The sequence below is a fragment of the Janthinobacterium sp. SUN128 genome, from assembly GCF_030587275.1.
GTDB classification, from domain to species: Bacteria; Pseudomonadota; Gammaproteobacteria; order Burkholderiales; family Burkholderiaceae_D; genus Janthinobacterium; species Janthinobacterium lividum.
On sequence record NZ_JAPWHY010000002.1, the window covers coordinates 165,235 to 190,261 of the forward strand.

Annotated in this window: 23 protein-coding genes; 12 read left to right on the plus strand and 11 right to left on the minus strand. The window is 62.6% G+C overall.

Annotated features, from left to right (window positions below; all coding sequences use genetic code 11):
- The first annotated feature begins 82 nt into the window (after positions 1-82).
- Complete coding sequence (locus tag O3297_RS20705; protein WP_305049884.1) at positions 83-886, plus strand: class III extradiol ring-cleavage dioxygenase; 804 nt, start codon at positions 83-85, stop codon at positions 884-886.
- 69 nt (positions 887-955) lie between these two features.
- On the opposite strand, the gene ylqF is transcribed toward O3297_RS20705, so the two are convergent.
- Positions 956-1,876 (minus strand): ribosome biogenesis GTPase YlqF, encoded by a 921-nt coding sequence (gene ylqF, locus O3297_RS20710; protein WP_370385440.1) that lies wholly within the window; start codon positions 1,874-1,876, stop codon positions 956-958.
- 284 nt (positions 1,877-2,160) lie between these two features.
- On the opposite strand from ylqF, the gene O3297_RS20715 reads away from it, so the two are divergent.
- Together O3297_RS20715 and O3297_RS20720 are read left to right on the plus strand one after the other, a co-directional pair.
- Complete coding sequence (locus tag O3297_RS20715) at positions 2,161-2,901, plus strand: hypothetical protein (protein ID WP_305049886.1); 741 nt, start codon at positions 2,161-2,163, stop codon at positions 2,899-2,901.
- Positions 2,902-3,056: 155 nt separating this feature from the next.
- A complete protein-coding gene (locus tag O3297_RS20720) occupies positions 3,057-3,383 on the plus strand; it encodes a hypothetical protein (protein WP_070257584.1) in 327 nt (108 codons plus the stop codon).
- A gap of 13 nt (positions 3,384-3,396) precedes the next feature.
- Here O3297_RS20720 and O3297_RS20725 read toward each other — a convergent pair whose 3' ends face one another.
- Positions 3,397-4,323: a histone deacetylase family protein gene (locus tag O3297_RS20725; RefSeq protein WP_034782036.1), complete on the minus strand. Its 927-nt coding sequence runs from the start codon at positions 4,321-4,323 to the stop codon at positions 3,397-3,399.
- 219 nt (positions 4,324-4,542) lie between these two features.
- Here O3297_RS20725 and O3297_RS20730 point away from each other — a divergent pair, with 219 nt between their 5' ends.
- The 5 genes from O3297_RS20730 (at position 4,543) to O3297_RS20750 (ending at position 10,414) form a co-directional block, all read left to right on the plus strand.
- Positions 4,543-5,451: a MoxR family ATPase gene (locus O3297_RS20730; protein ID WP_211551264.1), complete on the plus strand. Its 909-nt coding sequence runs from the start codon at positions 4,543-4,545 to the stop codon at positions 5,449-5,451.
- A 5-nt stretch (positions 5,452-5,456) separates the two neighbouring features.
- Positions 5,457-6,455 (plus strand): DUF58 domain-containing protein, encoded by a 999-nt coding sequence (locus O3297_RS20735; RefSeq protein WP_305049888.1) that lies wholly within the window; start codon positions 5,457-5,459, stop codon positions 6,453-6,455.
- Positions 6,452-8,473: a DUF3488 and transglutaminase-like domain-containing protein gene (locus tag O3297_RS20740; RefSeq protein ID WP_305049889.1), complete on the plus strand. Its 2,022-nt coding sequence runs from the start codon at positions 6,452-6,454 to the stop codon at positions 8,471-8,473. The genes O3297_RS20735 and O3297_RS20740 overlap by 4 nt, the downstream gene beginning before the upstream one ends.
- A gap of 8 nt (positions 8,474-8,481) precedes the next feature.
- Positions 8,482-9,642 carry a lytic murein transglycosylase B gene (gene mltB / locus O3297_RS20745; RefSeq protein WP_305049890.1) on the plus strand — a complete coding sequence of 387 codons (1,161 nt, stop codon included), beginning with the start codon at positions 8,482-8,484 and terminating at the stop codon, positions 9,640-9,642.
- 439 nt (positions 9,643-10,081) lie between these two features.
- Entirely contained in the window at positions 10,082-10,414 is a 333-nt protein-coding gene (locus O3297_RS20750; protein ID WP_034751784.1) for a hypothetical protein, read from the plus strand.
- Between the two features lie 97 nt (positions 10,415-10,511).
- Here the strand turns inward: O3297_RS20750 and cysM are convergent, their stop codons facing one another.
- The gene (cysM, locus tag O3297_RS20755) at positions 10,512-11,414 is read right to left on the minus strand and encodes a cysteine synthase CysM (protein ID WP_034782030.1); all 903 of its coding nucleotides are present in this window, start codon (positions 11,412-11,414) and stop codon (positions 10,512-10,514) included.
- A 252-nt stretch (positions 11,415-11,666) separates the two neighbouring features.
- Between cysM and O3297_RS20760 the strand changes: the two genes are divergently transcribed.
- The 4 genes from O3297_RS20760 (at position 11,667) to O3297_RS20775 (ending at position 17,033) form a co-directional block, all read left to right on the plus strand.
- Positions 11,667-13,430 carry a cyclic nucleotide-binding domain-containing thioredoxin-disulfide reductase gene (locus O3297_RS20760; protein ID WP_305049892.1) on the plus strand — a complete coding sequence of 588 codons (1,764 nt, stop codon included), beginning with the start codon at positions 11,667-11,669 and terminating at the stop codon, positions 13,428-13,430.
- 125 nt (positions 13,431-13,555) lie between these two features.
- Positions 13,556-15,121, plus strand: a complete 1,566-nt coding sequence (locus O3297_RS20765) for a phospholipase D family protein (RefSeq protein WP_305049893.1) — start codon at positions 13,556-13,558, stop codon at positions 15,119-15,121.
- Between the two features lie 230 nt (positions 15,122-15,351).
- Positions 15,352-16,110: a PEPxxWA-CTERM sorting domain-containing protein gene (locus O3297_RS20770; protein ID WP_034782027.1), complete on the plus strand. Its 759-nt coding sequence runs from the start codon at positions 15,352-15,354 to the stop codon at positions 16,108-16,110.
- Between the two features lie 77 nt (positions 16,111-16,187).
- A complete protein-coding gene (locus O3297_RS20775) occupies positions 16,188-17,033 on the plus strand; it encodes a sterol desaturase family protein (protein WP_176374893.1) in 846 nt (281 codons plus the stop codon).
- 86 nt (positions 17,034-17,119) lie between these two features.
- Here the strand turns inward: O3297_RS20775 and O3297_RS20780 are convergent, their stop codons facing one another.
- From O3297_RS20780 to cmk, 8 genes are all read right to left on the minus strand, one after another.
- Positions 17,120-17,830: a helix-hairpin-helix domain-containing protein gene (locus O3297_RS20780; protein WP_305049894.1), complete on the minus strand. Its 711-nt coding sequence runs from the start codon at positions 17,828-17,830 to the stop codon at positions 17,120-17,122.
- Between the two features lie 166 nt (positions 17,831-17,996).
- Positions 17,997-18,950, minus strand: a complete 954-nt coding sequence (gene rfaE1 / locus O3297_RS20785) for a D-glycero-beta-D-manno-heptose-7-phosphate kinase (protein ID WP_052140095.1) — start codon at positions 18,948-18,950, stop codon at positions 17,997-17,999.
- Complete coding sequence (locus tag O3297_RS20790) at positions 18,947-20,314, minus strand: UDP-glucose/GDP-mannose dehydrogenase family protein (RefSeq protein WP_070257575.1); 1,368 nt, start codon at positions 20,312-20,314, stop codon at positions 18,947-18,949. The genes rfaE1 and O3297_RS20790 overlap by 4 nt, the downstream gene beginning before the upstream one ends.
- 79 nt (positions 20,315-20,393) lie before the next feature.
- Positions 20,394-21,569, minus strand: coding sequence for a lipopolysaccharide assembly protein LapB (lapB, locus tag O3297_RS20795; protein WP_034782020.1), 1,176 nt, complete (start codon positions 21,567-21,569; stop codon positions 20,394-20,396).
- Positions 21,570-21,615: 46 nt separating this feature from the next.
- Positions 21,616-21,918 carry a lipopolysaccharide assembly LapA domain-containing protein gene (locus O3297_RS20800; protein ID WP_034751796.1) on the minus strand — a complete coding sequence of 101 codons (303 nt, stop codon included), beginning with the start codon at positions 21,916-21,918 and terminating at the stop codon, positions 21,616-21,618.
- A gap of 254 nt (positions 21,919-22,172) precedes the next feature.
- Positions 22,173-22,478, minus strand: a complete 306-nt coding sequence (locus tag O3297_RS20805) for an integration host factor subunit beta (protein WP_008446215.1) — start codon at positions 22,476-22,478, stop codon at positions 22,173-22,175.
- A gap of 17 nt (positions 22,479-22,495) precedes the next feature.
- Positions 22,496-24,208 carry a 30S ribosomal protein S1 gene (gene rpsA / locus O3297_RS20810; RefSeq protein ID WP_071650172.1) on the minus strand — a complete coding sequence of 571 codons (1,713 nt, stop codon included), beginning with the start codon at positions 24,206-24,208 and terminating at the stop codon, positions 22,496-22,498.
- Between the two features lie 141 nt (positions 24,209-24,349).
- Positions 24,350-25,018 carry a (d)CMP kinase gene (gene cmk, locus O3297_RS20815; protein ID WP_070257574.1) on the minus strand — a complete coding sequence of 223 codons (669 nt, stop codon included), beginning with the start codon at positions 25,016-25,018 and terminating at the stop codon, positions 24,350-24,352.
- Positions 25,019-25,027 lie beyond the last annotated feature (9 nt).

Genomic DNA, 25,027 nt, shown 5'->3' on the forward strand with positions numbered 1-25,027 from the left:
TATATCAATAATAGCGATCTTGATCAACTGACTGCGCATGACTATCATGGTCCCATCGTTAGCCATTCCCCCAGGAGCCGCCATGCAAGAGCACACCTTCCCCACGTATTTCCTGTCGCACGGCGGCGGCCCGTGGCCGTTCATGAAAGACCAGTTCGGCGGCCGCTACGACGTGCTGGAAGCATCGCTGCAGGATATTCCGCGCCAGATCGGCGCGCGGCCGACAGCTGTGCTGGTGGTCACGGCACACTGGGAAGGGCCGCAATTTCTCGTCTCGGCCAGCCCGCGGCCGGGCATGATCTACGATTATTCGGGCTTTCCGCCGCATACGTACCAGATCCAGTACCCGGCACCGGGCGCGCCGGAACTGGCGGCGCAGGTCAAACAGTTGCTCGACGCGGCAGGCCATCCGGCGCGCCTCGACCACGAGCGGGGTTTCGACCACGGCACCTTCAGCGCCCTGTTCCCCATCTACCCGCAGGCCGACATGCCGCTGGTGCAGCTGTCGCTGAAACACGGCTACGACCCGCTCACGCACATCGAGGTGGGCCGCGCGCTGGCCAGCCTGCGCCGGCAAGGCGTGCTGATACTTGGCAGCGGCCTGTCTTACCATAACCTGCGCCAGTTCGGCCAGGCGGGCGCCGTCGCCTCGCACCAGTTCGACGCCTGGCTGCGACAGGCCATGGCCTTGCCGCCAGAACAAAGGCTGGCGCAGTTGCTGGCCTGGGACCGGGCGCCGGGCGCGCGCCAGGCCCATCCGCAGGAAGACCATCTGCTGCCGCTGATGGTGGCGCTGGGCGCGGCCGAGCAGGAAGCGGCGCAGGTGGTGTACCACGAGGAGGATTTCTTTGGGGCGCTGGCGGTGACCAGTTTCAGGTTTGGCTAATCGGCTAGCACATGAAAAAAGCGCCGCGACATTGCTGTCGCGGCGCTTTTTTCATGGTGAAGCGGTAACTTACGTGCCGCGCTTGCCGCGCGCCGCATTCCTGGCCTTCTCGGCGGCGATCTCCGCCGCCTTGGCCGCTTTTTCCGCCATCTCGGCCGCGTGCTGGGCCAGCAGGGCTGCGCGCGTGTCCGGCGTTTCCAGCGAAATGCGTCCGAGGATGCCGCTGCGGTAGTCGAGCAGCAGGGTGTGCGACGCTTTCTCGAAATCGTAGTCGCCGCCCTTGATGCGGAAACCGCGCTTGGCGGCGATGCCTTCGACCACGCCGATGGCGTCGACTTCATCGACCTTGGTGCCGTAGCGGGTTGCCAGCAAGTCCGGGTAGCGCTTGAGCAATTCCTCGGCCAGGAATACGGCCACTTCCTCTTCGATCAGCGCGTTCGAGCCGATCGCGTGGCTGGCCGCCAGCATCAGGCCGTCGCTGGGGATGGCGATCTTTGGCCACAGCATGCCGGGCGTATCGACGAGAATGGTGTTCTTGTCCAGATACAGCTTTTGCTGCATTTTGGTGACGGCCGGCTCGTCGCCCACCTTGGCCACGCGCTTTTTCAGCAGCGCGTTCATCAGGGTCGATTTGCCCACGTTGGGGATGCCCATGATCATGATGCGCAGCGGCTTCGTCGGCACGCCGCGGTGCGGCGCCAGCGATTTGGCCAGGTCCGGAATGCGCGCCACGTCGCCCGGCTTCTTGGTCGTCATCGCATATGCGGTCACGCCTTCCTGGGCATTGAAATACGCTACCCAGGCGGCAGTGGCGGCAGGATCTGCCAGGTCGGTCTTGTTGAGGATTTTCAGGCAAGGGCGCTGGCGGAACAGGCGCAGCTCGTCCACCATGGGATTGCAGCTGGCTGCCGGCAGGCGCGCGTCCACCACTTCAATCACCAGATCGGTGTTTTCCATGGTCTCGGCCGCTTTCTTGCGGGCCGCGTTCATGTGTCCTGGGTACCATTGTATCGCCATGCTCTTGCTTTCAAAATCGTTCGGTCAATCCGCTATTTTACGTGGTTGCCGCCGCGACGTCCCATTTTCCGCCGCCAGCGCCAGCCGTGCGACACGAACGAGACAATTGGTGATAATTTGGCAGTTACATGAATGATAAGATTCGCAGTCCGTCCAGCCTGGCCGGTTCCCCATCGCACGCTTAACCTGACACGCATTCCATGCACTTTGCCCGCTTTTGCCTCCTCGCCTCCCTTTATGCCTGCCTGCCGCCCGCCATGGCCCAGGAAAAACCGGCGGCACCAGGCGACCCGGTAAACCAGGAAATGCAGCAGATCGTCGACGTGCAAAGCACGCGCGATCCCGACCTGCGTCCCTACCGCACCATGCTCAAGGGACTCGATGCGTATGCCGACCACCAGCGCCTGGCGCCGGGCGCGCCGCTGCGCTTCATGCTGATTCCCGCCACGCCCCAGGCCAGGCTCGATGGCGTGACCCTGCACCTGTCGGCCGATAACCTGTCTATCCCCGTGCCGCTGGCAGCGGACGGCGGCTTCACCTTGTCGCGCGACAAGACCGCCTACGATGCGAATGCCGACTTGGTCAGCAACAAGAAGCGCGACACCTTGCGCTGGCGCGCCGACATCCACACGCCGGGCCTGCCACAGAATGTGCGCCGCCTGGGCGACCTGCGCCTGGAATGTGAAATCCGCTGGGCCGTCGAGCAGGATGAGCTGTCCTTTGTCCGGCGCAACCTGTTCCGCCTGGCGGGCGGACCGTGCCACTCGTCGCTGATCCACGTGCCGTTTCCCGTGGCCCGCAAGCTGCTTGCCGTGCAGGCGCGCTCGGGCGAGCGCACGCTAGACATCCGCGTCACGGAAGACCGGCAGCGCTATGTGCCGCCGCTGCATGACGTGAACTGGGACGACAATACCCTGCTGACCCTGACCTACGCCGACGACGGCAAAATGGCCGGAGCCGCCCCGGCTGCGCCCTTGCAGGCAGCGCAGCGCCAGTAAGGCGCGCCAGGAAAGCCAGGTCAATTATTTCCACATGGATTCTTATATTTACTGAAAGAAACAAAAAAGTATGCTCTAATATCGCCTCTTAAATGAAAAGCAATTATTTCCAGGCTGGCTCCCGCCAGGGAAATATGCGATGGGGATAGTTCGATATGATGATGGAACACACGGGCACGGCGCCCAAGCGCGTGCCGCGCAATGACTGGAAGAAAGAATGCCGGCAATTGCAGGGACAAGTGGCGCAGCTGGAAGAGCGGTTGAAGCGCCAGAGCGCCGACAGCTATGGCTTGCAAGTGCTGTATGACCAGCTGGTCAATGAAATCAAGCACCACCGCGACATGTTGCAGCTCGACAGCTTCGACGCGGATAAATCATCGCTCGTCTACACGCAAGCCTGGCGCCGCTTCATGGCTGGCGACGCGCTCGACTACCAGACGCACCGCCACACGAATTCCCGCAGCCGGCCCACCTTGCTGTAGTAACCCTGCCCCCTTACAGCTCTGCCAGCGCCTTCACGTGCGCGGCCACGCTGCGGCCCAGGGACGACAGGTTGTAGCCCCCTTCCAGGCAGCTGACGATGCGGCCCTTGCCATACTGCCTGGCCACGGCCATCATTTGCTGCGTCATCCACGTGTAGTCGGCCTCCACCAGGCCCATGCCGCCCACGTCGTCTTCGCGGTGGGCATCGAAACCGGCGGAAATGAAAATCATCTGCGGTTGCTGCCGGTGCAGCGCGGGCAGCCAATGGTCGAGCACCAACTGGCGCACGGCATCGCCTTTCGAGCGGGCCGGCACGGGCACGTTGACGCGCGTGTCCGTATACGATTCCACGTCGCTGTACGGATAGAACGGGTGCTGGAAAAAGCTGACCATCAGGATGCGCGGGTCGTGTGCCACGGACTCGGCCGTGCCATTGCCGTGGTGCACATCGAAGTCGACGATGGCGACCCGTTCCAGCCCGCGCACGTCGAGCGCGTGCTTGGCGGCGATGGCGATATTATTGAACAGGCAAAAACCCATGGGTTCGCTGGGCCGCGCATGGTGGCCAGGCGGGCGGATCGCGCAAAAGGCGTTGCTGATCTCGCCGTCGATGACGGCATCCGTGGCTGCCACGGCCGAGCCTGCCGCCGCGAGCGCCGCGTCGTAGCTGTGCGCGTTGAGCAGGGTGTCTCCGTCGAGCGGGTAATAGTCGCCCGCCGGCGGCACGTTGTCGCGCACGAGGCCGATGGCCGTGGCGCTGTGGTTGCGCTCGATATCGGACAATTGCGCGCGCACGCCGTCGCGGTGCTCGACCAGGTCGCTGATATGCGCCAGGATCAATTGATCGTTGATGGCCTGCAAGCGGGCCGGCGATTCGGGATGCCAGTCGCCCATTTCATGGCGCTGGCAATCGGGATGGGTATAAATGGCTGTGCTCATGCGCTGTACTGGTTACCTCTGTCTCTGTCCATTCTCTGTGCATACTGGAACACTGCATGGCATTCCTGTTCGCCCTGCGCGTTCTCGCATAAAATCACTGGCTGGTCTGTGCCGCCGCTGTACTAATCTACCACGTGCGCGGCACGGGCGGGCGGCACGGCTTGACCTGGCCAAAGCGATTGTAAATTAAATAATCCGTCTTACTGTGATAGAAATAGCATGTTTTCGAAAATACACCAGGCCGCAAGGCAGATCGGCGAAGTTCTCGTCGGCAAACACTTGCAGATCCGCCAGACCCTCGCCTGCGTGCTGGCAGGCGGCCACCTGCTGATCGAAGACGTGCCCGGCGTGGGCAAGACGACCCTGGCCCACGCGCTGGCCATCTCGCTGGGCCTGCAATGGAAGCGCCAGCAATTTACCAGCGACCTGTTGCCTGCCGACGTGGCCGGCATGAGCGTGTATGACCGGGGCAGTGGCAGTTTCATCTTCCACCCTGGCCCCCTGTTTACCCAGGTGCTGCTGGCCGACGAGATCAACCGCGCCACGCCGAAGACGCAATCGGGCTTGCTCGAAGCGATGGAAGAGCGGCAAGTGAGTCTCGATGGCGTCACGCGCGCCCTGCCGCAGCCGTTTTTCGTCATCGCCACGCAAAACTGCGCGCACCAGCTGGGCACCTTCCCCCTGCCCGAGTCGCAGCTCGACCGTTTTCTCATGTGCGTCACCCTGGGCTACCCCGATGCGGCCGCCGAACGGGAACTGCTGCTGGGCGCCGACCGCCGCGCCATGCTGCAAACCTTGCCGGCCGTGATGAACGCGGAAGAATTGCTGCAGGCGCAAGCGGACCTGCGCGCCATCCACGCCTCGCCTGCCGTCGTCGACTACGTGCTGACCCTCGTGCATGCCACCCGTGCGCCGGGCGTGTTTGCCGATGGCCTGAGCCCGCGCGCCGCGCTGGCCTTGCTGCAGGCGGCACGCGCCTGGGCCGCCTTGGCCGGACGCGACCACGTCACGCCCGACGATGTGCAAGCCGTACTCATTCCCGTCTGCGCCCACCGCCTGCATGCCGCGCAAGGGTCCACGGACAGCCGCAGCCTGCTGCAGCAATTGCTGCTGGCGACACCCGTCTGACAGCCGTGCGCCTGCGCGATATCCGATGGCTGCCGGCGCGCCCCTGGCTGGGTGCGCAGCGCGTGCACATCCGTCCCTCGCGCGCGGGCCTGGCCTTTGCCGCGCTGCTGCTGGCGCTGTGGATCGCCGCCGTCAATTACCATCTGGGCCTGGGCTACGCGCTGACGTATTTCGCGGCCGCCTGCGCCATCGCCGACATGCTGTTTGCCAGCCGCAACCTGGCGGGCCTGGCGCTGGCCGCCACGCCGGGCGAGCCCGTTTTCGCGGGCAGCCAGGCCACGTTCACCTTGCGCCTGATCAACCGCAGCACGCGCCCGCGCCATGCGATCCGGCTGGCCGTGATCAATTCCACTGCAGCGCCCGGCCAGGCAGATATCGCCGCCTACGGGGAAACGTCCGTCAGCATCGTCGTGGCGGCGCGGCAACGCGGCTGGCTCGATGCGCCCTCCATGCGCCTGTCCGGCAGTTTTCCGCTGGGCCTGTTTATTGCCTGGTGCCATTGGCAACCCGAAGCGCGCTTGCTCGTATATCCGCAGCCCGAGCAGAACGCGCCGCCGCTGCCCTTGCCGGCCGGCACGGTGCAACAGGCGCAGCAAACACAACAATCACGCTCCTCCGGCGGCGCCCTGGAACTGGCGGGCGTGCACGCCTACCAGCCCGGCGATCCCTTGCACCGCCTGGCCTGGCGCCAGATCGCCCGGCATGATGGCGAGCATTTATTCAGCAAGCAATTCCAGCCTGCCGCCGACGCACAGACGGGCGCAGCCCGTGGCAGCATCGTGTTCGATCATGCCGCCCTGCATGCGCTGATGCCGGAAGCGCGCCTGTCACGCCTGGCCGCCTGGGTGCTGCAGGCGGAACGCACGGGCTTGCCGTATGGTTTGCGCCTGGGCACGCTGACTCTGGCGCCTGCCTTGGGCGCCAGCCAGCGCGACGCCTGCCTGCGCGCGCTGGCCCTGCATGATGTGCCGCACGATTTGCCACAGGATGAGGCCATGGCATGAGGCAATGGCTGGCCAACTTGCCGCGTGACAAGGCCGACATCCTGCTGCTGTTGCTGGCCGCCGCCATGGTGCTGGCGCCGCACGCGCTGCACCTGCCCCCGTGGCTGTCGGCCGCCGCTGCCGCGCCGCTGCTGTGGCGCGCCGTCATCACCGTGCGGGGCCGGCGCCAGCCGCAGCTAGCCGTGCTCGCGCCGCTGGCTTTGCTCGGCATCGCCGCCGTCTACGCCAGCTATGGCACGCTGCTGGGACGCGATGCGGGCGTGGCCATGCTGGTCCTGCTGCTAGCCTTGAAATCGCTGGAAATGCATGGCCGGCGCGACATTTTCGTCTTTGTCTTCCTCGGTTTTTTCCTCCTGCTGGCAAACTTCTTTCATGCGCAAGGCATCCTCAGCGCCGCCTGGATGCTGGCCACCGTCATCGTCTTGCTGGCCTGCCTGTTGTCGGCCCAGTACGGCGCCATGCAGCCGCGCCTGGCGCAAAGGCTGGGCTTGCTGGGACGCATGCTGGCGCTGGCCATTCCCCTGTCGGCCCTGATGTTTCTTGCCGTGCCACGCATCGACGGCCCCCTGTGGGGCACGGCACAAGAAGGCGCGCAAGCGCGCACAGGCTTGTCCGACAGCATGCAGCCGGGCGCCATCGCCTCGCTGGCCCTTTCAAGCGAACCCGTCTTTACTGCCGATTTCAGCACAGCTATCCCGCCACAGGATCAGTTGTATTGGCGCGGCGTGGTGCTGGGCGACTACGATGGCGCCACCTGGACGCGCAGGGGCGCCGGCCAGCGCACGCCTGCCGGCGACAGCCGGATAGACATCGCGCTGGAAGGTCAGCCCAGCCAGTACGAAGTGACGTTGCAAGCGAGCGGCCAGCGGCGCATCTTCGCGCTCGATGTGCCGCGCAGCATCGAGCGCTTGCCCGGCAATCCATATGTCGTGTCGTCCGCGCTGGAAGTGCTGACCGTACAACCCATTACTTCGACCGTGCGTTACCGCGCCAGTTCCCAGCCCAGCTACCGGCTGCAGGCAGGCTTGTCGGTCGCGCAGCAACAGCCATGGCTGGCCTTGCCTGCTGGCAGCAATCCGCGCAGCGTGGCCTGGGCCCGCGCATTGCGCGGCCATGGCGCGCAGGCGCTGGCGCCCGCCGACGCCATCGCCGCCGTGTTGCAGCACTTCCGCCGCGCACCCTTCCGCTACACCTTGCAGCCACCGCTGCTGGGCAAGCATGGCGTCGACGACTTCCTGTTCACCACGCAGGCGGGCTTTTGCGAACATTACGCCGGCAGCTTTGTCGTGCTGATGCGTGCCATGGGCATACCCGCGCGCGTTGTCACGGGCTACCAGGGCGGCCTGCGCAACGGGACAGGCAACAGCTTGAGCGTGCGCCAGTCAGACGCCCATGCCTGGAGCGAAGTGTGGCTGGCGGGCCGGGGCTGGGTGCGCATCGATCCCACCAGCGCCGTCGCGCCCCTGCGCACGGAGCGCAACCTTGATGCCGCCCTGCCGCCGGCCCCGTCGCCGCTGACGGCATGGCGCGCCCTGGCCGGCCTCGATGGCGGCGCGCACGGGGCGGTTGCCGCGTGGCGCCAGCAATGGCAGCAAGCCGAGCACGCCTGGAGCAGCTGGGTGCTCGACACCTCGCCGCAACGCCAGCGCGCCATCCTTGATGGCTTGAAAAACGTGCCAGCGAAAAAGCTGGCACTCGCTTGTGCCGTATTGGCCCTGCTGTGCGCCGTGGCGGGCGTACTGGTCTGGTGGTGGCAGGCCCGGCAAGGCGATCCGCTCGACATCCTGTACGCGCAATTTTGCCGCCAGCAGGCGCGGCGCGGCTACAGCCGTGCGCCGCATGAAGGCCCGCACGGTTATGCTGCCCGGCTGGCCGCGGGCAAGGCCACACAAGAGGCGCACGCCGCCATCGCACAGTTTCTGGCAATCTATGCCGCGATGAAGTATGGTAATGCCAACCCAGACGAACAACTCCGCGCGCGGCGCAGCTTGCGCCGCCTGTTAACCCAATGCCGATGAGACGCTCCTTGTTACCGATCAAATACTCCGCCCTGTCCCTGCTCCTCTCCCTTCCCCTGTGCCTGTCCACCGCGCATGCTGGCGAAAACAGCAACATTTCCGCTGCCGACCGCGCCCGTGCCGTGCGCGCAGCCAAGGCCCAGCCCGTCAAGAAGGTGGCCGGCAAGCCGGCGGCGAAGAAAGCACAGGCGAAATTCGACTTCGAAGGCGAATTTGTCGACTATGCCAATTGGAAAGAAGTACGCGCCTTCCTCGACGACATGTCCGCCAAGCACGGCTTTGACCGCGCCGAACTCGATACCCTGATCGGCAAGGTGCGCTATGTTGAGTCGACCGTGCAACTGATGAAGCCAGCCCCGCCGGGCAAGCCTAAGAACTGGCAAGCGTACAGCGCCCGCTTCATCGAGCCGGTGCGCATCAATGCGGGCGTGAAATTCTGGGAAGAGAACGCGGAAGCGCTGGCGCGCGCCGAACGCGAATATGGCGTGCCGGCCGAGATCATCGTCGGCATCATCGGCGTGGAAACCGTGTACGGACGCAATACGGGCCGCTTCCGCGTGCTCGACGCGCTGACCACCCTGGCGTTTTCCTATCCGGAAAGCCCGACGCGGGCCGCGCGCATGGAGTTTTTCAAGGGAGAACTGGAAAACGCGCTGCTGTACGCGCGCAAGGATGGCATCGATCCCTTGACCCTGCTCGGTTCGTATGCGGGCGCCATCGGCCTGCCCCAGTTCATGCCTAGCAGCATCATGAAATATGCGGTGGACTTCGATGGCGATAGTCACATCGACCTGCGCAATTCGACGGCCGACGCCATCGGCAGCGTCGCGCATTTCCTCGTCGAACACGGCTGGCGGCGCGACGATCCGGCCATCAGCACGTATCCCGTCACCGTTTCGGCCAGCCGCGCGTGGGAAAAGTTCATCGGCCAGGGCTTGCAGGCGAAGTACCGGCTGGCGGAATTGCAGGAAGCTGGCGTGAGTGCCGCCCCGTCCACGCCCCAGAACATGTTGTTTGGCTTGATCGACTTGCAAAATGGTTCAGAAGCAACTGAGTATCACTTGGCAACCAATAACTTCTTTGCTATAACTCAGTACAACAGAAGTTATTTTTATGCCATGTCAGTGATTGACTTGGGCAAGGCCATCAGTCAAGTGCGCGCACGCTAACCGAAAGTCAGTGTAAAGTTATAATATTACTTGTAAGAAAGCGTAAGCGATATTGAAGCGACCAGAAAACAGGTCTATGGTAAGGGCCGATAACATGTGCCAGCCTTGCTCGCCAGCCTTTGTGCGGCACGGAATACGGAAATGGTTTTATACTTAACTTTTGTCAAAGTACAATTTTTGTTCTATCATAGAGCATAATAAAGAATAAATAGGTGTTGCAACTAGACAACACCGATTCTGTACCAGGCAAGATTATCGGGCTTTCCCGCCTGAAATTGAATCCTGTTGTACAATTGTGTATATATCATGAAAAACTGTATCCCGGATCGTACCGTGTGTGAATTCGTTCCTTTTAGTAAAGAATGAACATGAACGCAGCAAGAGCGAGCTCCGAGTGTTTTTTACTTTGCAGTGCAACTACAGAAGGAACAATAACATCATGACAAACCAAGTCGGCATTGATATGAACAGCGATTCGGACTCCGACGATCTGCTTCAATACAACCCAAACAGATTGCTCGATACCCTGATCGAAAACCTGCGCCTGAAAAACGATGCAGCCCTGTCCCGCGCGCTGGAAGTAGCGCCACCAGTCATCAGCAAAATCCGCCACCACCGCCTGCCGGTCGGCGCATCGCTGCTGATCCGCATGCACGAAGTCAGCGACCTGAGCATCCGCGACCTGCGTTACCTGATGGGTGACCGCCGCAACAAATTCCGCATCAGCGACAAGCAATTCAAGCCAAAAGAAGGCGAAACGCCACAAGGCTGATCCTGCCAGTTTCGCAGGTTTTCCCTCCCCGCCATGGGGAGGGGGTATTTCCAGCAGTTCTCAGGCCGTTCTGGCCGATATCAATTCAATTACACCATTACGCAGGGAAAACACCGGTCGACAGATAGCGGTCGCCACGGTCGCAGACGACAAACACGATCGTCGCGTTTTCCACCGTTTGCGAGATGCGCAGCGCGATTTCGCAGGCGCCGGCTGCCGAGATGCCGCAGAACAAGCCCTCTTCTGCGGCCAGGCTGCGCGCCATGCGCTCGGCCACGCCCTGGCTCACGTATTCCACCTGGTCGACGCGCGACTTGTCGTAGATTTTCGGCAAGTACGCTTCCGGCCACTTGCGGATGCCGGGAATCTGCGAACCTTCCTCGGGCTGGGCGCCGATGATCTGGATGGCGGGATTCTGCTCTTTCAAATAGCGCGACACGCCCATGATGGTGCCCGTCGTGCCCATGGCGCTGACGAAATGCGTGATCCGGCCTTCCGTGTCGCGCCAGATTTCCGGTCCCGTGCTTTCATAGTGGGCGCGCGAATTGTCTTCGTTGGCGAACTGGTCGAGGATCACGCCGCGGCCATCCTTCTGCATCTGCTCGGCAAGGTCGCGTGCATATTCCATGCCGCCCGTCCTCGGCGTCAATAAAATGTCGGCGCCGTAAGCAGCCATGCTCTGGCGGCGCTCCACGCTGAGGTTATCCGGCATCAAGAGCAGCATCTTGTAGCCGCGCAAGGCGGCGGCCATGGCCAGTGCGATGCCCGTATTGCCGCTGGTCGCCTCGATCAGGGTATCGCCCGGCTTGATGACGCCGCGCTCTTCGGCGCGCTTGAGCATGGACATGGCAGCGCGGTCCTTTACGGAGCCGGCCGGATTATTACCCTCCAGCTTGCCAAGGATGACGTTGTTGCGCGCAAGCGCATCGGCACCCGGCAAGCGCGTCAGCTGCACCAGCGGGGTATTGCCTATCGTATCTTCAAGTGTCTTGTAAGCCATCGTGTCTATTTGAGTGGATTCAACAAAGACCCATTCTAATATGAGATGCTGGACGGTGTATCGCTCATCGGCGCCGACATCCGGGCCTGCGGGCGCGTCCGGCTGCGCCGCCACATGCCGCATGACGCCTGCCGCGCCGCCATTTCCGGGCGTGCGCCAGGGATATTGCGGCAGGCGCGCGCCGCATGCGCTAGACTCGTCACTGTTAGTTATTTTTGTTATTTGCTTATTCAGTCTTCGAACGGACTCGCCATGACCAGCAACACACCCGAATTCATTCCCGAAACGACGCAGGACGATCCCGTCCAGTTCGCCACGCTCGACTTGCAGGGCCGCAGCCACCAGATCTCGCCCGTCTTCAATGCGCCCGAACTGCAGCGCTTGCAGCGCTATGGCACGCGGCAACACTTTGCCGATGGCGATACGCTGTTCGAGGCGGGCAGCAGCAGTTTCGGCATGCTGGTGATACTGTCGGGGCGGGTCAGCATCAAGCGCCACGAGGTGCTGGGGCAGGCGTCGCAGCTGCGCGAAGTGGGTGTCGGCCACTTCATTGCCGAGGTGGCGCAATTGTCCGGCCGCCCTACCCTCGTCAACGGCAGCGCCGTGGGCGCGGTGGAATTGCTCGACATCAGTTCGGAATCCTTGCGCGCGCTGATCGTGGCCGAGGCGGAGATGGGCGAACGCATCGTGCGCGCCTTGATCCTGCGCCGCGTGGCGCTGATCGAGTCCAATTCTGGCGGCCCCGTGCTGGTGGGACCGCGCGGCAATGGCAATCTGTTCCATCTGCAAAGCTTTTTATCGAGCAATGGCCATCCGCACACAGTACTCGACCCGGCCACCGATGCGGCCGCCGCCGCGCTGGCCGAGCGCTACCAGCCCACGCCGCAGGAATGGCCGCTGGTGGTCTGCCCTGATGGCAAGATCATGAAGAATCCCGGCAATGCGGAACTGGGACGCTGCCTGGGCATGCTGCCCGATTTGTCCGGCGACAAGATTTTTGACGTGCTGGTGGTGGGCGCCGGTCCTGCCGGTCTGGCCACGGCCGTGTATGCGGCATCCGAAGGCTTGAGCGTGCTGGCCCTGGAACAGCGCGCGTATGGCGGCCAGGCGGGCGCCAGCGCGCGCATCGAAAATTACCTGGGCTTTCCCACCGGCATTTCCGGCCGTGCGCTGGCAGGACGTGCCTACGTGCAGGCGCAAAAATTCGGCGTCGAGATCGCCACTCCGGCCAGCGCCGCCAACTTGCTCTGCGACACCTGGCCGCTGCGCGTCAATCTGTGCGACGGCACGCAGGTGCGCGCCCGCACGGTGGTGCTGTCCTGTGGCGCGCGCTACCGCCGTCCCTCGCTGGCGAACCTGAAAACGTATGAGGGACGGGGCGTGTATTACTGGGCCTCGCCCATCGAAGCCAAGCTGTGCCGGCAGGAAGAGGTCATCCTGGTCGGCGGCGGCAATTCGGCCGGCCAGGCGGCCGTATTTCTCTCCGGCCACGCCGCCAAGGTCCACATGGTGATCCGCGGCGAAGGGCTAGCGGCCAGCATGTCGAGCTACCTGATCGAGCGCATCGCCGCCACGCCCAACATCACCCTGCATACGCACACGGAAATCATCGCCCTCGAAGGCGACGACGATGGCTTGACGGAGGTGCGCTGGCGCAACAACCGCACGGGCGAGGAAGCCGATTGCGCCGTGCGCCGCGTGTTTCTCTTCGTCGGCGCCGATCCGAACACGGACTGGCTGCACGACTGCGCCGTGGCCGTCGATGAGCAGGGTTTCATCCGCACGGGCTTCGACGTCACGCGCGCCGAATGCCGCGCCCATGGCCACGGCCACGTGGTGTATCCCCCCGACTTGCCGGACCGGGCAGCGCTGGAAACGAGCGTGCCGGGCGTGTTCGCCATCGGCGACGTGCGGGCCGGCTCGACCAAACGCGTGGCCGCCGCCGTCGGCGAAGGGGCGGCCGTGGTGTCGCAGATTCACGGCTTCCTGGCGCGGCTGCCGGCGGGCTCAGCCTGAAAATCGTGCATTGTAGAAACTGCTACAATCGGCTGTTGCCATCCAGCTGAAAGAGTCCGCATGCCCCACACCGCCAAGCTTTCCTCGCGCCGCAGCATGTCCGCGGCCCGCTGACGGTGCGCCGCATGTTCATCAAGTTGCTGCTGCTGGCCACCTTGTTTGCCGTGCTCAGCATCGGCGCCCTGTACAGCTATGGGCGTTTCGCCGAGCGGTCGCTGGGCGCGCCTGGCACGGCCTTGCCCGTGGCGGCAGACGCCACCCTGCTCGACCGCGTGCTGGCGCCGCAACTGGCGCAACGCCCGGGCCACAGCGGCACGGCCCTGATCGACGACAATCTGGAAGCCTTCGCCCTGCGCGCACTGAGCGCGCGCGAAGCGGGACGCAGCCTCGACCTGCAGTACTACATCTGGCATAACGACGTCACGGGACGGTTGCTGGTGCGCGAACTGCTGCGCGCGGCCGACCGCGGCGTGCGCGTGCGCGTGTTGCTCGACGATATCAATGCGCGGGGCCAGGACGCCGCCATCCTCGCACTCGACAGCCACCCGCTGATCGACGTGCGCATCTTTAATCCGAGCCGCAACCGCGACGGCATCTGGTTGCGCGCCGTGGAAATGGCCTTGCGCGCCGTCAGCCTGAACCGGCGCATGCACAACAAGGCATGGATCGTCGACGGCAGGGTGGCCCTCGTCGGCGGGCGCAATATCGGCGATGAGTATTTCGATGCCGCCGAGCAAGTCAATTTCCAGGATGCGGACTTGCTGCTGGTTGGCCCCGCCGTGCAGCAGACGAGCGATATCTTCGACCGCTTCTGGAACAGCCGCGCCGTCATCCCCATCAGCGCCTTGCATGCTGGCAAGGACGCGGGCGCGCGGGAATTGCAGGCTGTGCGTGCCCGCCTCGACGCGCTCACGGGCGAACTGGGCGCCTCGCCCTACCTGCGGCAGCTGACGGATACGGGCCAGCTGCAAGCCCACCTCGACGGCCGGATACGCCTGCACTGGAGCGGGCAAGTGCAAGTGCTGTCGGACCCGCCGGAAAAAGCCGCGCCCGTGGCCAGTTTGCAACGCAGCGAGCACTGGCTCATGCACAGTTTGCTGCCCCTGTTGACGGACGCGCGCGAAGAAGCGCTGCTGACCTCGCCTTATTTTGTGCCCGGCACGGCGCTGACGCAGACCCTGGGCGAAAAAGTCGCGGCCGGCGTCAAGGTCCAGGTACTGACCAACTCGCTGGCCGCCACCGACGTGGCCCTCGTGCATGCGGGTTATGCACGCTACCGCCAGGAGCTGCTGGGTGGCGGCATCAAGCTGTATGAATTGAAGACCCTGCACCGCAAGCGCATCAGCCTGATGGGTTCGAGCCGCGCCAGCCTGCATACCAAGGCCGTGGTGGTCGACGGCCAGCGGGGCTTCGTCGGCTCCTTCAACCTCGATCCCCGCTCGGCCCAGCTGAATACGGAGATGGGCGTGCTGTTCAACGACGCCGCACTGGCGGCCGACATGCGCACGCTGTTCCTGCACTCGACGGCTAGCGACACCAGCTATCGTTTGCTCCTCGACAACGGCGCCCTGCGCTGGTCCGACGCCACAGAAGAGCCAGCCAAGGTGTGGACGCACGACCCGGAAGCAGGCATCTGGCGCCGCATGCTGGTGTGCGTGATGCGCTGGCTGCCGATCGAGTCGCAGCTGTAGGCGCGCATAGCATGTAAAAACTTTAATCCTGGCAAGATTGCCATCTAAAAATATTTGTTGTTTTCAAAACATGTTAGATGCCGTTTTACCAAACGCTGCTATAATCGCTTCAACGAGACACCACCGCTGTCTCCGCAATACCTTTCTCGCCCTTCCGCGATTGAATCCAACGTTGGCCAAAAGCTCGCCGACAGACTGCAACACTATCCTGTCACTTTTGGAGCTTTATCATGCGTAAAACATCTATCTTGCTGGCGCTGGCCGCCGCTTCCCTGTGCGTCACTGCTGCCCAGGCCGCCACAACCAACCTGGTCAAGAATGGCGATTTCGAACTGACCAGCAACGGCACCTCGAAACAGCTGAACGAAGGCAGCTACGCCCGCGCGGACCGCACCTACCTGAGCGACTGGTCCAGCAAGGGCTATAATTTCGTCTTGAATGGTAACAACATCGACGACACCAATGCCGCGACGGCGCTGGCCTTGTGGGGCCCGAATTCGTATAGCGGCGCGGGACCGAAAAACGGCCTGGGTGTCAGCCCCACGGGCGGCAATGTGCTGGCTGCCGACTGGGATTATTTCCCTGGTCCCGTCACGCAGCTGGTCAGCGGCCTGGTGGCCGGTCATGCCTACACCCTGAGTTTTTCGTATGGCGCGGGCCAGCAAGTGGGCTTCCGCGGCGATAACCTCGTCAATTACTGGGACGTTGCGCTGGGCAGCAGCAAGCAGCAGACGGCATCGCTGGCCAACGTCAGCCAGGGCTTCACGGGCTGGCACCAGGCCAGCATGACCTTCACGGCCACGAACAGCAGCGAATTGCTGTCGTTCATGGCCAAGGGCAGCCCGACGGGCGCGCCACCGTTCATGCTGCTTGATGGCGTATCGCTGGTGTCGGCCGTGCCGGAACCATCGACCTGGGGCATGCTGATCGGTGGACTGGGCTTGCTGGGCTTCATGGCGCGCCGCCGCAAGGCTGTTGTTGCAGTCTGAGCCGCCAGCGCGCATAACAGAATCCGGACCAGCCCAGCTTTGTCCGGATTTTTTTTGTTCTTACCTGATGGAATGAAATGAGCCTGCTGCATACCTTGCAAACCCACTTGCCCGGCATCGCCATCGATGTGCTGCGCCTGGTCCTGTGGCTGGTGCTCCTGGCCGTGATTTTCGTGCCGCTCGAGCGCTTCTTTGGCGAGCGTCACGCGGGGCGTTCCCGCACGGAACTGTTCAGCGACCTGGGCTTTTATTTCATCAGCAGTCTGCTGCCGGCCGCCTTGCTGGCCGCGCCGCTGGCCCTGATCGCCGTCGCTGGCCAGCGCTTGCTGCCGGATGCCATCCCCGCCGCCCTGTCTGCCCTGCCCCTGTGGGGCAAGATACTGCTGGGCTTGCTGATCGGCGAAGTCGGCACTTACTGGGGCCATCGGCTCAGCCATGAAATTCCATGGCTGTGGCGCTACCATGCCGTGCACCACAGCACGGAACAGCTGTATTTCCTCGCCAATACGCGCACCCATCCAGTCGACATGGTCGTCACGCGCCTGTTCGGCCTGACCCCCCTGTATCTGCTGGGCCTGGCCGGCCCAAGTGCGGCAGGCAGCGCCGCCCCCGTGCTGCTGTTGCTGATCGGCACCGTCTGGGGCTTCTTCATCCACGCCAACCTGCGCTGGCGCTTCGGCCCGCTGGAATGGCTGGTGGCCACGCCCGCCTTCCACCACTGGCATCACAGCAAATTCGAGCACATCAACCGCAACTACGCCTCTACCTTACCCGTGCTGGACCGGCTGTTCGGCACATATCACCTGCCGCGCGCCTGGCCGGCCGCCTGCGGCATCGAGGCCGCCATGCCGCAGACGCTGGCGGGGCAACTGGCTGCGCCATTCAGGCGCACTGGCAAGCCGGAAGTCCAGGCTGCGGAATAAAAAAAACCCCGCGCGGCCGGTACCACGCGGGGTTTTCTTCTCGTGCTGCGCGGCACCACCACGCAACACGCTTCACAACGACACGCTTACTTTTTCTCGGCTTCGGCCTTCTTCGCGTCGGCAGCAGCCAGTTTGGCTTCCTTCTTCGCAGCCGCTTCCGCAGCCTTGGCTTCTTTCTTGGCGGCCGTTGCCGCTTTCTTCGCGGCAGCGGCTTCCTTCTTCGTTTCGGCAGCCGTTTTCACGGGGGCGGCATCGGCCGCCGCAGCAGCAGGAGCAACGGCTGCTGCAGGCACTACCTTGGCGGCGGCGGCTTCTTTTTTCGCGGCAGCGGCGGCGGCCTTGGCTTCTTTCTTGGCGGCAGCAGCTTCCTTCCTCGTTTCAGCAGCTGTCTTGGCTGGCGCCGCAGCGGTGTCGGTCGCAGCAGCCGGTTTCGGTGCGGCTTCTTTCGCTGCAACTTCCTTCACAGCAACGTCCTTTTTTGCCGGGGCAGCTTTCGCCGCCGGAGCGGGCGCCGCTGGCGCGCCGGACTTGGCCTGGCCATTCACCTGCAAGCCCGCTTCCGACAGCTTCACGGAACTTTTCGGGCCGATGCCCTTCACGCGTGTTTCGAAATCAGCCCAATCCTTGAAGGCGCCGCCCTTGGCGCGTTCATCGATGATGGCTTTCGACGTGACGGGGCCGATGCCCTTGACGCTGTCGAGTGCCGCCTGATCCGCCTTGTTGACATCGACCTGGGCAAAGGCAAAGCCCATCGTCGCGACCAGGGTGGCGATGGCCAGCAATATTTTTTTGAACATGGGTATCTCTCCGTAATGTGGTTTCAAGATGACTCGAACGCAAAGGAGGAACAGCGCCTTAACGGCTTTAACGGCTGTGGCGTGATACGGTTGACAAGACGGGACAGCGAAACGGTGGGGAAACCTGCGCCAGATCAAACAGGCCGGCGCAGGTGATACAGCATATTTACTGCGGGAACAGCTCTTCTCGGGTGACAGTGGCCGTGCCCAGCTTGCCGACGACGATGCCGCCGGCGCGGTTGGCCGTGCGCACGGCGTCGCCCAGGCTCATGCCGGCGCCCAGCATGGCCGCCATGGTGGCGATCACCGTGTCGCCGGCGCCCGAGACATCGAACACTTCGCGCGCATCGGTGGGCATGTGCACCACCTCATCGGCCGTGTACAGGCTCATGCCCTCTTCCGAGCGCGTCAGCAGCAAGGCGTCCAGGCCCAGTTGCGCGCGCATCTGCTGCGCGCGCTCCGTGAGTTGCTCTTCCGTGTTCCAGCTGCCGATCACGCGGCGTAGTTCGGACTTGTTCGGAGTGAGTACTGACGCACCCGAATAGCGGCTGAAATCATCGCCTTTCGGGTCGACCATGACGATCTTGCCGGCCTTTCTCGCCGCCTTGATCATCTCGGCCACGTTCACCAGGCTGCCTTTGGCGTAATCGGACAGGACCACCACATCATAGTGCGGCAAGAGAGCATTAAACTGCGCCAGTTTGTCGCGCAGCACCGTATCGCTGGGCGCATCTTCGAAGTCGATGCGCAGCATCTGCTGCTGCCGGCCGATCACGCGCAGCTTGATGATGGTGGAAATGGCCGCATCGCGCTGCAGATAACTGTGGATGCCGCCGCCTTCGAGCAGGCGCTCGACCTGGCTGCCGGCCTCGTCGTCGCCCACCACGCCCAGCAAGCTCGTCTTCGCGCCCAGCGCGGCCGCGTTGCGCGCCACGTTGGCCGCCCCGCCCAGGCGCTCTTCGCGCTTCTCGATGCGCACGATGGGCACGGGCGCTTCCGGCGAGATGCGGCTGACATCGCCGAACCAGTAGCGGTCCAGCATCACATCGCCCACCACCAGCAGGCGTACCTGGGCCAATGCGGCCGGCGCCGTCAAGGCGACCACCTCTTGGGCGCTCATGCGCGCGTCAGGATCGAGCGACCGATCCCGTGGTATTCGATGCCATTCTCGGCCATGACGGCCGGCTCGAACAGGTTACGCCCGTCAAAGATCACTGCCTGCTTCAGGCGCGCCTTGATCTGCTCGAAATCGGGGCTGCGGAAGGCTTTCCATTCGGTCACGATGACCAGCGCATCGGCGTCCTGCAGCGCATCCTTCGGACTGTCGGCAAAGCGCACCTTGGCCAGTTGCTCCGGCGTCAAGTCCAGTTGCAGCACGCGGCGCGCCTCGGCCATGGCGACGGGGTCATACACGGCCACGGTGGCGCCGCGTCCCAGCAAGTCCGCCAGCAGGACACGGGCCGACGCTTCGCGCATGTCGTCCGTATTCGGTTTGAAGGCCAGGCCCCACACGGCGAAATGCCGGCCCGTCAGGTCGGCGCCGAAGCGAGTAACCACTTTGCGGCCCAGCACCTGCTTCTGCTGGTCATTGACGGCTTCGACGGCACGCAGGATCAGCAGTTCCTGGCCGTGGCCGCGCGCCGTGCGCTCGAGCGCCTGCACGTCTTTCGGGAAGCAGGAACCGCCATAGCCGCAGCCGGCGTACAGGAAGCTGTGGCCGATGCGCGGGTCCGAACCGATGCCGTGGCGCACGGCCTCGATGTCGACGCCCACCTTGTCGGCCAGGTTCGCCAATTCATTCATGAACGAGATGCGCGTGGCCAGCATGGCATTGGCCGCATACTTCGTGAATTCGGCCGAGCGCACATCCATCCAGTAGGTGCGCTCGTGGTTGCGGTTGAACGGCGCATACAGGCTTTTCAGCAATTCGCGCGCGCGCTCGCCGTCCGGTGTCGCATCGACACCGATGACGATGCGGTCGGGGCGCATGAAATCTTCGACGGCAGCGCCTTCCTTGAGGAATTCCGGGTTCGACGCCACCGAGAACGTGGCGGCCACGCCGCGCGCATCGAGTTCGCCCTGGATGGCGGCGCGCACTTTTTCAGCTGTGCCCACGGGCACGGTGGACTTGTCGACGATGACCTTGAAGTCCGTCATGTACTTACCGATGCCGCGCGCGGCCGCCAGCACGTATTGCAGGTCGGCCGAGCCGTCTTCATCGGGCGGCGTGCCGACGGCGATGAATTGCATCACGCCGTGCGCGGCGGCGGCCTCGACGTCGGTGGAAAAGGTCATGCGGCCGGCGGCGCGGTTGCGCGCCACGACTTCTTCCAGGCCAGGTTCATGGATGGGGATGCCGCCGCTGTTGAGCAAGGCGACCTTCTGTGCGTCCAGGTCGAGGCAAAAGACGTCGTTGCCCAGCTCCGCCAGGCAGGCGCCGGTCACGAGGCCAACATAGCCGGTGCCGATAATGGTGATTTTCATGGATGTACCGTATGGATAAAAAGCAGGTCTTACATAGAAGTACACGCCACATTGCTCAGGGCAAGGTGACGTGTACGAATCAGTTCATGACATTGAGTTCTTCTGTGCGGCGTGGTGGGTAAGTCTCCCACTTGTTGCAGCCAGGGCAGTGCCAGTAGAACTGGCGCGCCTTGAAGCCACAGTGGCTGCACTGGTAGCGGGCCAGCTTCTGCGTGTAGCCGTGCACGAGGTTTTTCACCATCGACAGCTCGGACCAGATGGCGGCCGGCGCATCCATCATGCGCGCTTCCAGCAGTTTATCCAGACCCAGCAGGGTCGGCGTGCGGCGCAGCTCGGCGCTGACCAGCTGCTTCGCCGCTTCCACGCCGTCGAGCTCGATGACGGCCTTGAAGACGACTTCGATCAGGTCGATCGACGACGCCTCTTCCAGGTAGGAGCGCAGCAGGTTGACGCCTTCCTGCGCACGGCCGACCTTGGTATACCCGTCCATCAGGCGCTGCGCCACCAGGGCCACGTGCGGCACGCTTTGCTGCTCCACGCGGCGCCAGGTGGTCAGCGCACCTTCCACGTCGCCGCGCGCCAGCAGCACGTCGCCCGTCAGGATGGTGGCACGCACGCTCTTGCGGTCCGTCTGCAAGGCTTTTTCCAGCAGCGGCATGGCGTCGTCCGGCTTCATGTGCACGAGGGCATCATGCGCCAGTTCGCAATAGAACTGGGCAATTTCCTTCTGGCGCGCGCCGGCGCCCGATTCCTGCAAGCCCACGGCCGCTTCGATGGCGCGTGGCCATTCCTTTTCGCGCTGGTAGATTTCCAGCAGCGCGCGGCGCGCCTGGGCCGCATATTGCGTGTCGACCAGGCTGTTGAAGGTTTCTTCGGCGCGGTCCAGCAAGCCTGCCTTCAGGTAATCCATGCCCAGCTCATAGGCGGCATGGCCCTGCTGTTCCAGCGGCAGGTCCGGGCGCGCCAGCAAATTCTGGTGCACGCGGATGGCGCGCTCCGTTTCGCCGCGGCGGCGGAACAGATTGCCCAGCGCGAAGTGCATATCGGCCGATTCCGGGTCCAGCTTGACGACTTCGATGAAGGCATCGATGGCCTTGTCATGCTGTTCATTGAGCAGGAAATTCAAGCCCTTGAAGTAGTTGCGCGGCAGGCTGCGCGATTCGGACACCAGTTGATGAATGTCCACACGCGCGGCAATCCAGCCCAGCGCGAAAAACACCGGGATACCCAAGAGCCACCAGAGTTCAAAATCCATGCGATTGTTTTTATTCGAGTAAGAGAGATAGGAGCGATGGCGCCGCTTACTGCGCGCTCACGCTGTCCGGTTGCGGCTGGACATTGCTGGCCACGCCAACGGTCTGCAGCGCGGCAATGGTGGTTTTTTGCTTGGTTGCTTCGCGGCGGTGACGGAACACGGTCGGCGTCAGGGCCAGTACGCCCAGGCTCGCGCCAGCGACAAAAAAGCCCAGCAGCATCAGGACCAGGGGGCCGCGAATTTCATAATTGAGGAATACATGCAGGTCGACAACCTGCGCATTCTTCAGCGCAAAACTGAAGAACAGGACGAAAAGAACACAGCCAACGATGGTGGAGATGATTTTCATCGATAGGTCCAGAGTGAACAAAAAAAATGCCCGTGCCACATGACACAAACGTAGAGCGCTGATCAAACCGTAGCGAGCGTCAGCGAGGCTCGGCGCCCCCTTTGGTCCGAGAAGCGCAACCGTACTGAAGTACGGTGAGCATCGCAGGCCGCAAAGCGCGACGCGCAGTAGCTGATGTCAGGCATTCTCAGCATATTAACAAAAAAAAGCGGCATCCAAGGACGCCGCTTTCTATGTCGCCTTCCAGCAGACGATTAATCCTCGATAATCGGTTGCCCGACCATCGCGTCCACCCGCTCGCGCAACTGTTTGCCCGGCTTGAAGTGGGGTACCCGTTTTTCGGGAACCATCACCTTGTCGCCGGACTTCGGGTTGCGGCCGATGCGCGGGGGCCTGCTGTTCAGGGCAAAACTGCCAAAACCGCGGATCTCGATACGCTGACCGGTCGCCAGGGCGTTGGTCATCGCATCGAGAATGGTCTTGACGGCATACTCCGCATCTTTCGCCACCAGCTGAGAATAACGCTCAGCGAGGCGGTTGATCAGCTCGGACTTTGTCATCTGCCGTATCCGCAGTCTTAGTTCTTGTTATCGAACTTAGCTTTCAACAAGGCGCCCAGGCTGGTGGTGCCCGAAGCTGCGTTGTTGTCGGTAGCTGCCATTTTTTGCATAGCTTCCTGGGTTTCAACGTTGTCTTTCGCTTTGATCGACAGTTGGATACCACGGGCTTTGCGGTCGATGTTCAACACCATTGCTTCGACGGTGTCGCCGACTTTCAGGTGCGTACCAGCATCTTCAACGCGGTCGCGCGAGATTTCGGAAGCGCGCAGGTAGCCTTCAACTTCTTCGGACAGTTGGATCACGGCGCCTTTAGGCTCAACCGATTTAACGGTACCGGTTACCAGCGAGCCTTTGTCGTTCATGGCTGCGAAGTTGTTGAATGGGTCACCTTCCAGTTGCTTGACGCCCAGGGAAACGCGCTCGCGCTCAACGTCGATGGCCAGAACGATGGCTTCCAGTTCGTCACCTTTCTTGAAGCGACGCACGGCTTCTTCGCCGGTTTCGGTCCAGGACAGGTCGGACAGGTGCACCAGACCGTCGATGTTGCCGGCCAGGCCGATGAACACGCCGAAGTCGGTGATCGATTTGATCGCGCCGCGGACTTTGTCACCTTTCTTATGGGTAACACCGAAGTCGTCCCATGGATTGGCTTTGCACTGTTTCATGCCCAGCGAAATACGACGACGCTCTTCGTCGATTTCCAGAACCATCACTTCTACTTCGTCGCCCAGTTGGACAACTTTGTTAGGAGCAACGTTTTTGTTCGTCCAGTCCATTTCGGAAACGTGTACCAGACCTTCGATACCCTGTTCCACTTCAACGAACGCGCCGTAGTCGGTCAGGTTCGTTACTTTACCGAACAGACGGGTGCTTTGTGGGTAACGACGGGACAGACCGGTCCAAGGATCGTCGCCCAGTTGTTTCACGCCCAGCGAAACACGGTTTTTCTCTTGATCGTATTTCAGGACTTTGGCGGTGATTTCCTGGCCAACCGTCAGTACTTCCGACGGGTGACGTACACGGCGCCATGCCAGGTCGGTGATGTGCAGCAGGCCATCGATACCGCCCAGATCCACGAACGCGCCGTAGTCGGTGATATTTTTGACGACGCCGGTCACGACCGTGCCTTCTTTCAGCGTTTCCATCAGTTTCTGACGCTCTTCACCCATCGAAGCTTCGATGACGGCGCGGCGGGACAGAACCACGTTGTTACGCTTGCGATCCAGCTTGATCACTTTGAATTCGAGGGTTTTGCCTTCGAATGGGGTGGTGTCTTTGACAGGACGGGTATCAACCAGCGAGCCCGGCAGGAATGCGCGGATGCCGTTGGTCAACACGGTCAGACCGCCTTTGACTTTACCATTGACGGTACCGACGACGATTTCGCCCGATTCCATCGCTTTTTCCAGAGCCAGCCACGAAGCCAGACGCTTGGCTTTATCGCGCGACAGGATGGTATCGCCGAAACCGTTTTCCAGCGATTCGATCGCCACGGAAACGAAGTCACCAACTTTGACTTCCAGTTCGCCGTGGTCGTTCTTGAATTCTTCGACAGGGATGAATGCTTCGGATTTGAGGCCGGCGTTCACGATCACGAAATTGTGGTCGAGGCGCACGACTTCAGCGGAAATAACTTCGCCGGAGCGCATATCTTGACGCGACAACGATTCCTCGAAGAGCGCAGCAAAACTTTCCATACCGGTAGATTCGTTAGTTGTAACAGTAGACATAGGGTTCACACAGGTTATCCAGCAGAGATCGCACGATGCGACTTAAACTGGGTTAGGTTTTTGACACACCCGGACAGGCCAGGAGCCGTCAACGGGCACCACATAGCATGCACTACACATCAATACACGCTATTTTGCTGCTTATTTTGCAACTGCGGCATACCATTTCAACACGGTTTCGACAGCTTCATCCGCTGTCATGGCCGAGGTATCGAGGACATGCGCCCCTTCCGCGGGGACCAGCGGCGCAATCGCACGGTGAGTATCACGTTCGTCCCGCGCCTGCAAATCCATCAGAAGGTCTTCCATATTAGCAGAAAAACCCTTGTCTATCAATTGCTTGTAGCGCCGTTGCGCGCGCGCCTCGACGCTGGCAGTCAGGAAGACCTTCAATTGCGCATGCGGGAAGATCACCGTGCCCATGTCGCGCCCGTCGGCCACCAGGCCCGGCGTCTTGCGAAAGCCCAGCTGCAAGCCCACGAGGGCATGGCGCACCGTTGGCAATACGGCAATCTTCGACGCCGTATTGCCCACCTCTTCGGCGCGGATCTGCTCGGTGACGTTTTCATGCGCCAGCAGGATCTCGCCGCCCGCAAAATGGCAGGGCAAGTGTTCGGCCAGCTTGGCCAGCGCGTGCTCGTCGCGCAAGTCCGTGCCGCGGCGCAGCGCGCTCAAGGCCGTCAGGCGGTACAGCGCGCCCGAGTCCAGGTAATGAAAGCCCAGTTTGTCGGCCACGCGGTGCGCCACCGTGCCCTTGCCGGAAGCGGTGGGGCCGTCGATGGCGATGACTGGGATGTGGGAGGTCGGCATAGTATGAGC

What these genes read in the sequence shown, in the direction of transcription:
- O3297_RS20705 (WP_305049884.1), top strand. Translation starts at nt 83, where the DNA reads ATGCAAGAGCACACCTTCCCCACGTATTTCCTGTCGCACGGCGGCGGC.
- ylqF (WP_370385440.1), bottom strand. Translation starts at nt 1,876, where the DNA reads ATGAACGCGGCCCGCAAGAAAGCGGCCGAGACCATGGAAAACACCGAT.
- O3297_RS20715 (WP_305049886.1), top strand. Translation starts at nt 2,161, where the DNA reads ATGGCCCAGGAAAAACCGGCGGCACCAGGCGACCCGGTAAACCAGGAA.
- O3297_RS20720 (WP_070257584.1), top strand. Translation starts at nt 3,057, where the DNA reads ATGATGATGGAACACACGGGCACGGCGCCCAAGCGCGTGCCGCGCAAT.
- O3297_RS20725 (WP_034782036.1), bottom strand. Translation starts at nt 4,323, where the DNA reads ATGAGCACAGCCATTTATACCCATCCCGATTGCCAGCGCCATGAAATG.
- O3297_RS20730 (WP_211551264.1), top strand. Translation starts at nt 4,543, where the DNA reads ATGTTTTCGAAAATACACCAGGCCGCAAGGCAGATCGGCGAAGTTCTC.
- O3297_RS20740 (WP_305049889.1), top strand. Translation starts at nt 6,452, where the DNA reads ATGAGGCAATGGCTGGCCAACTTGCCGCGTGACAAGGCCGACATCCTG.
- O3297_RS20750 (WP_034751784.1), top strand. Translation starts at nt 10,082, where the DNA reads ATGACAAACCAAGTCGGCATTGATATGAACAGCGATTCGGACTCCGAC.
- cysM (WP_034782030.1), bottom strand. Translation starts at nt 11,414, where the DNA reads ATGGCTTACAAGACACTTGAAGATACGATAGGCAATACCCCGCTGGTG.
- O3297_RS20760 (WP_305049892.1), top strand. Translation starts at nt 11,667, where the DNA reads ATGACCAGCAACACACCCGAATTCATTCCCGAAACGACGCAGGACGAT.
- O3297_RS20765 (WP_305049893.1), top strand. Translation starts at nt 13,556, where the DNA reads ATGTTCATCAAGTTGCTGCTGCTGGCCACCTTGTTTGCCGTGCTCAGC.
- O3297_RS20770 (WP_034782027.1), top strand. Translation starts at nt 15,352, where the DNA reads ATGCGTAAAACATCTATCTTGCTGGCGCTGGCCGCCGCTTCCCTGTGC.
- O3297_RS20775 (WP_176374893.1), top strand. Translation starts at nt 16,188, where the DNA reads ATGAGCCTGCTGCATACCTTGCAAACCCACTTGCCCGGCATCGCCATC.
- O3297_RS20780 (WP_305049894.1), bottom strand. Translation starts at nt 17,830, where the DNA reads ATGTTCAAAAAAATATTGCTGGCCATCGCCACCCTGGTCGCGACGATG.
- rfaE1 (WP_052140095.1), bottom strand. Translation starts at nt 18,950, where the DNA reads ATGAGCGCCCAAGAGGTGGTCGCCTTGACGGCGCCGGCCGCATTGGCC.
- O3297_RS20790 (WP_070257575.1), bottom strand. Translation starts at nt 20,314, where the DNA reads ATGAAAATCACCATTATCGGCACCGGCTATGTTGGCCTCGTGACCGGC.
- lapB (WP_034782020.1), bottom strand. Translation starts at nt 21,569, where the DNA reads ATGGATTTTGAACTCTGGTGGCTCTTGGGTATCCCGGTGTTTTTCGCG.
- O3297_RS20800 (WP_034751796.1), bottom strand. Translation starts at nt 21,918, where the DNA reads ATGAAAATCATCTCCACCATCGTTGGCTGTGTTCTTTTCGTCCTGTTC.
- O3297_RS20805 (WP_008446215.1), bottom strand. Translation starts at nt 22,478, where the DNA reads ATGACAAAGTCCGAGCTGATCAACCGCCTCGCTGAGCGTTATTCTCAG.
- rpsA (WP_071650172.1), bottom strand. Translation starts at nt 24,208, where the DNA reads ATGTCTACTGTTACAACTAACGAATCTACCGGTATGGAAAGTTTTGCT.
- cmk (WP_070257574.1), bottom strand. Translation starts at nt 25,018, where the DNA reads ATGCCGACCTCCCACATCCCAGTCATCGCCATCGACGGCCCCACCGCT.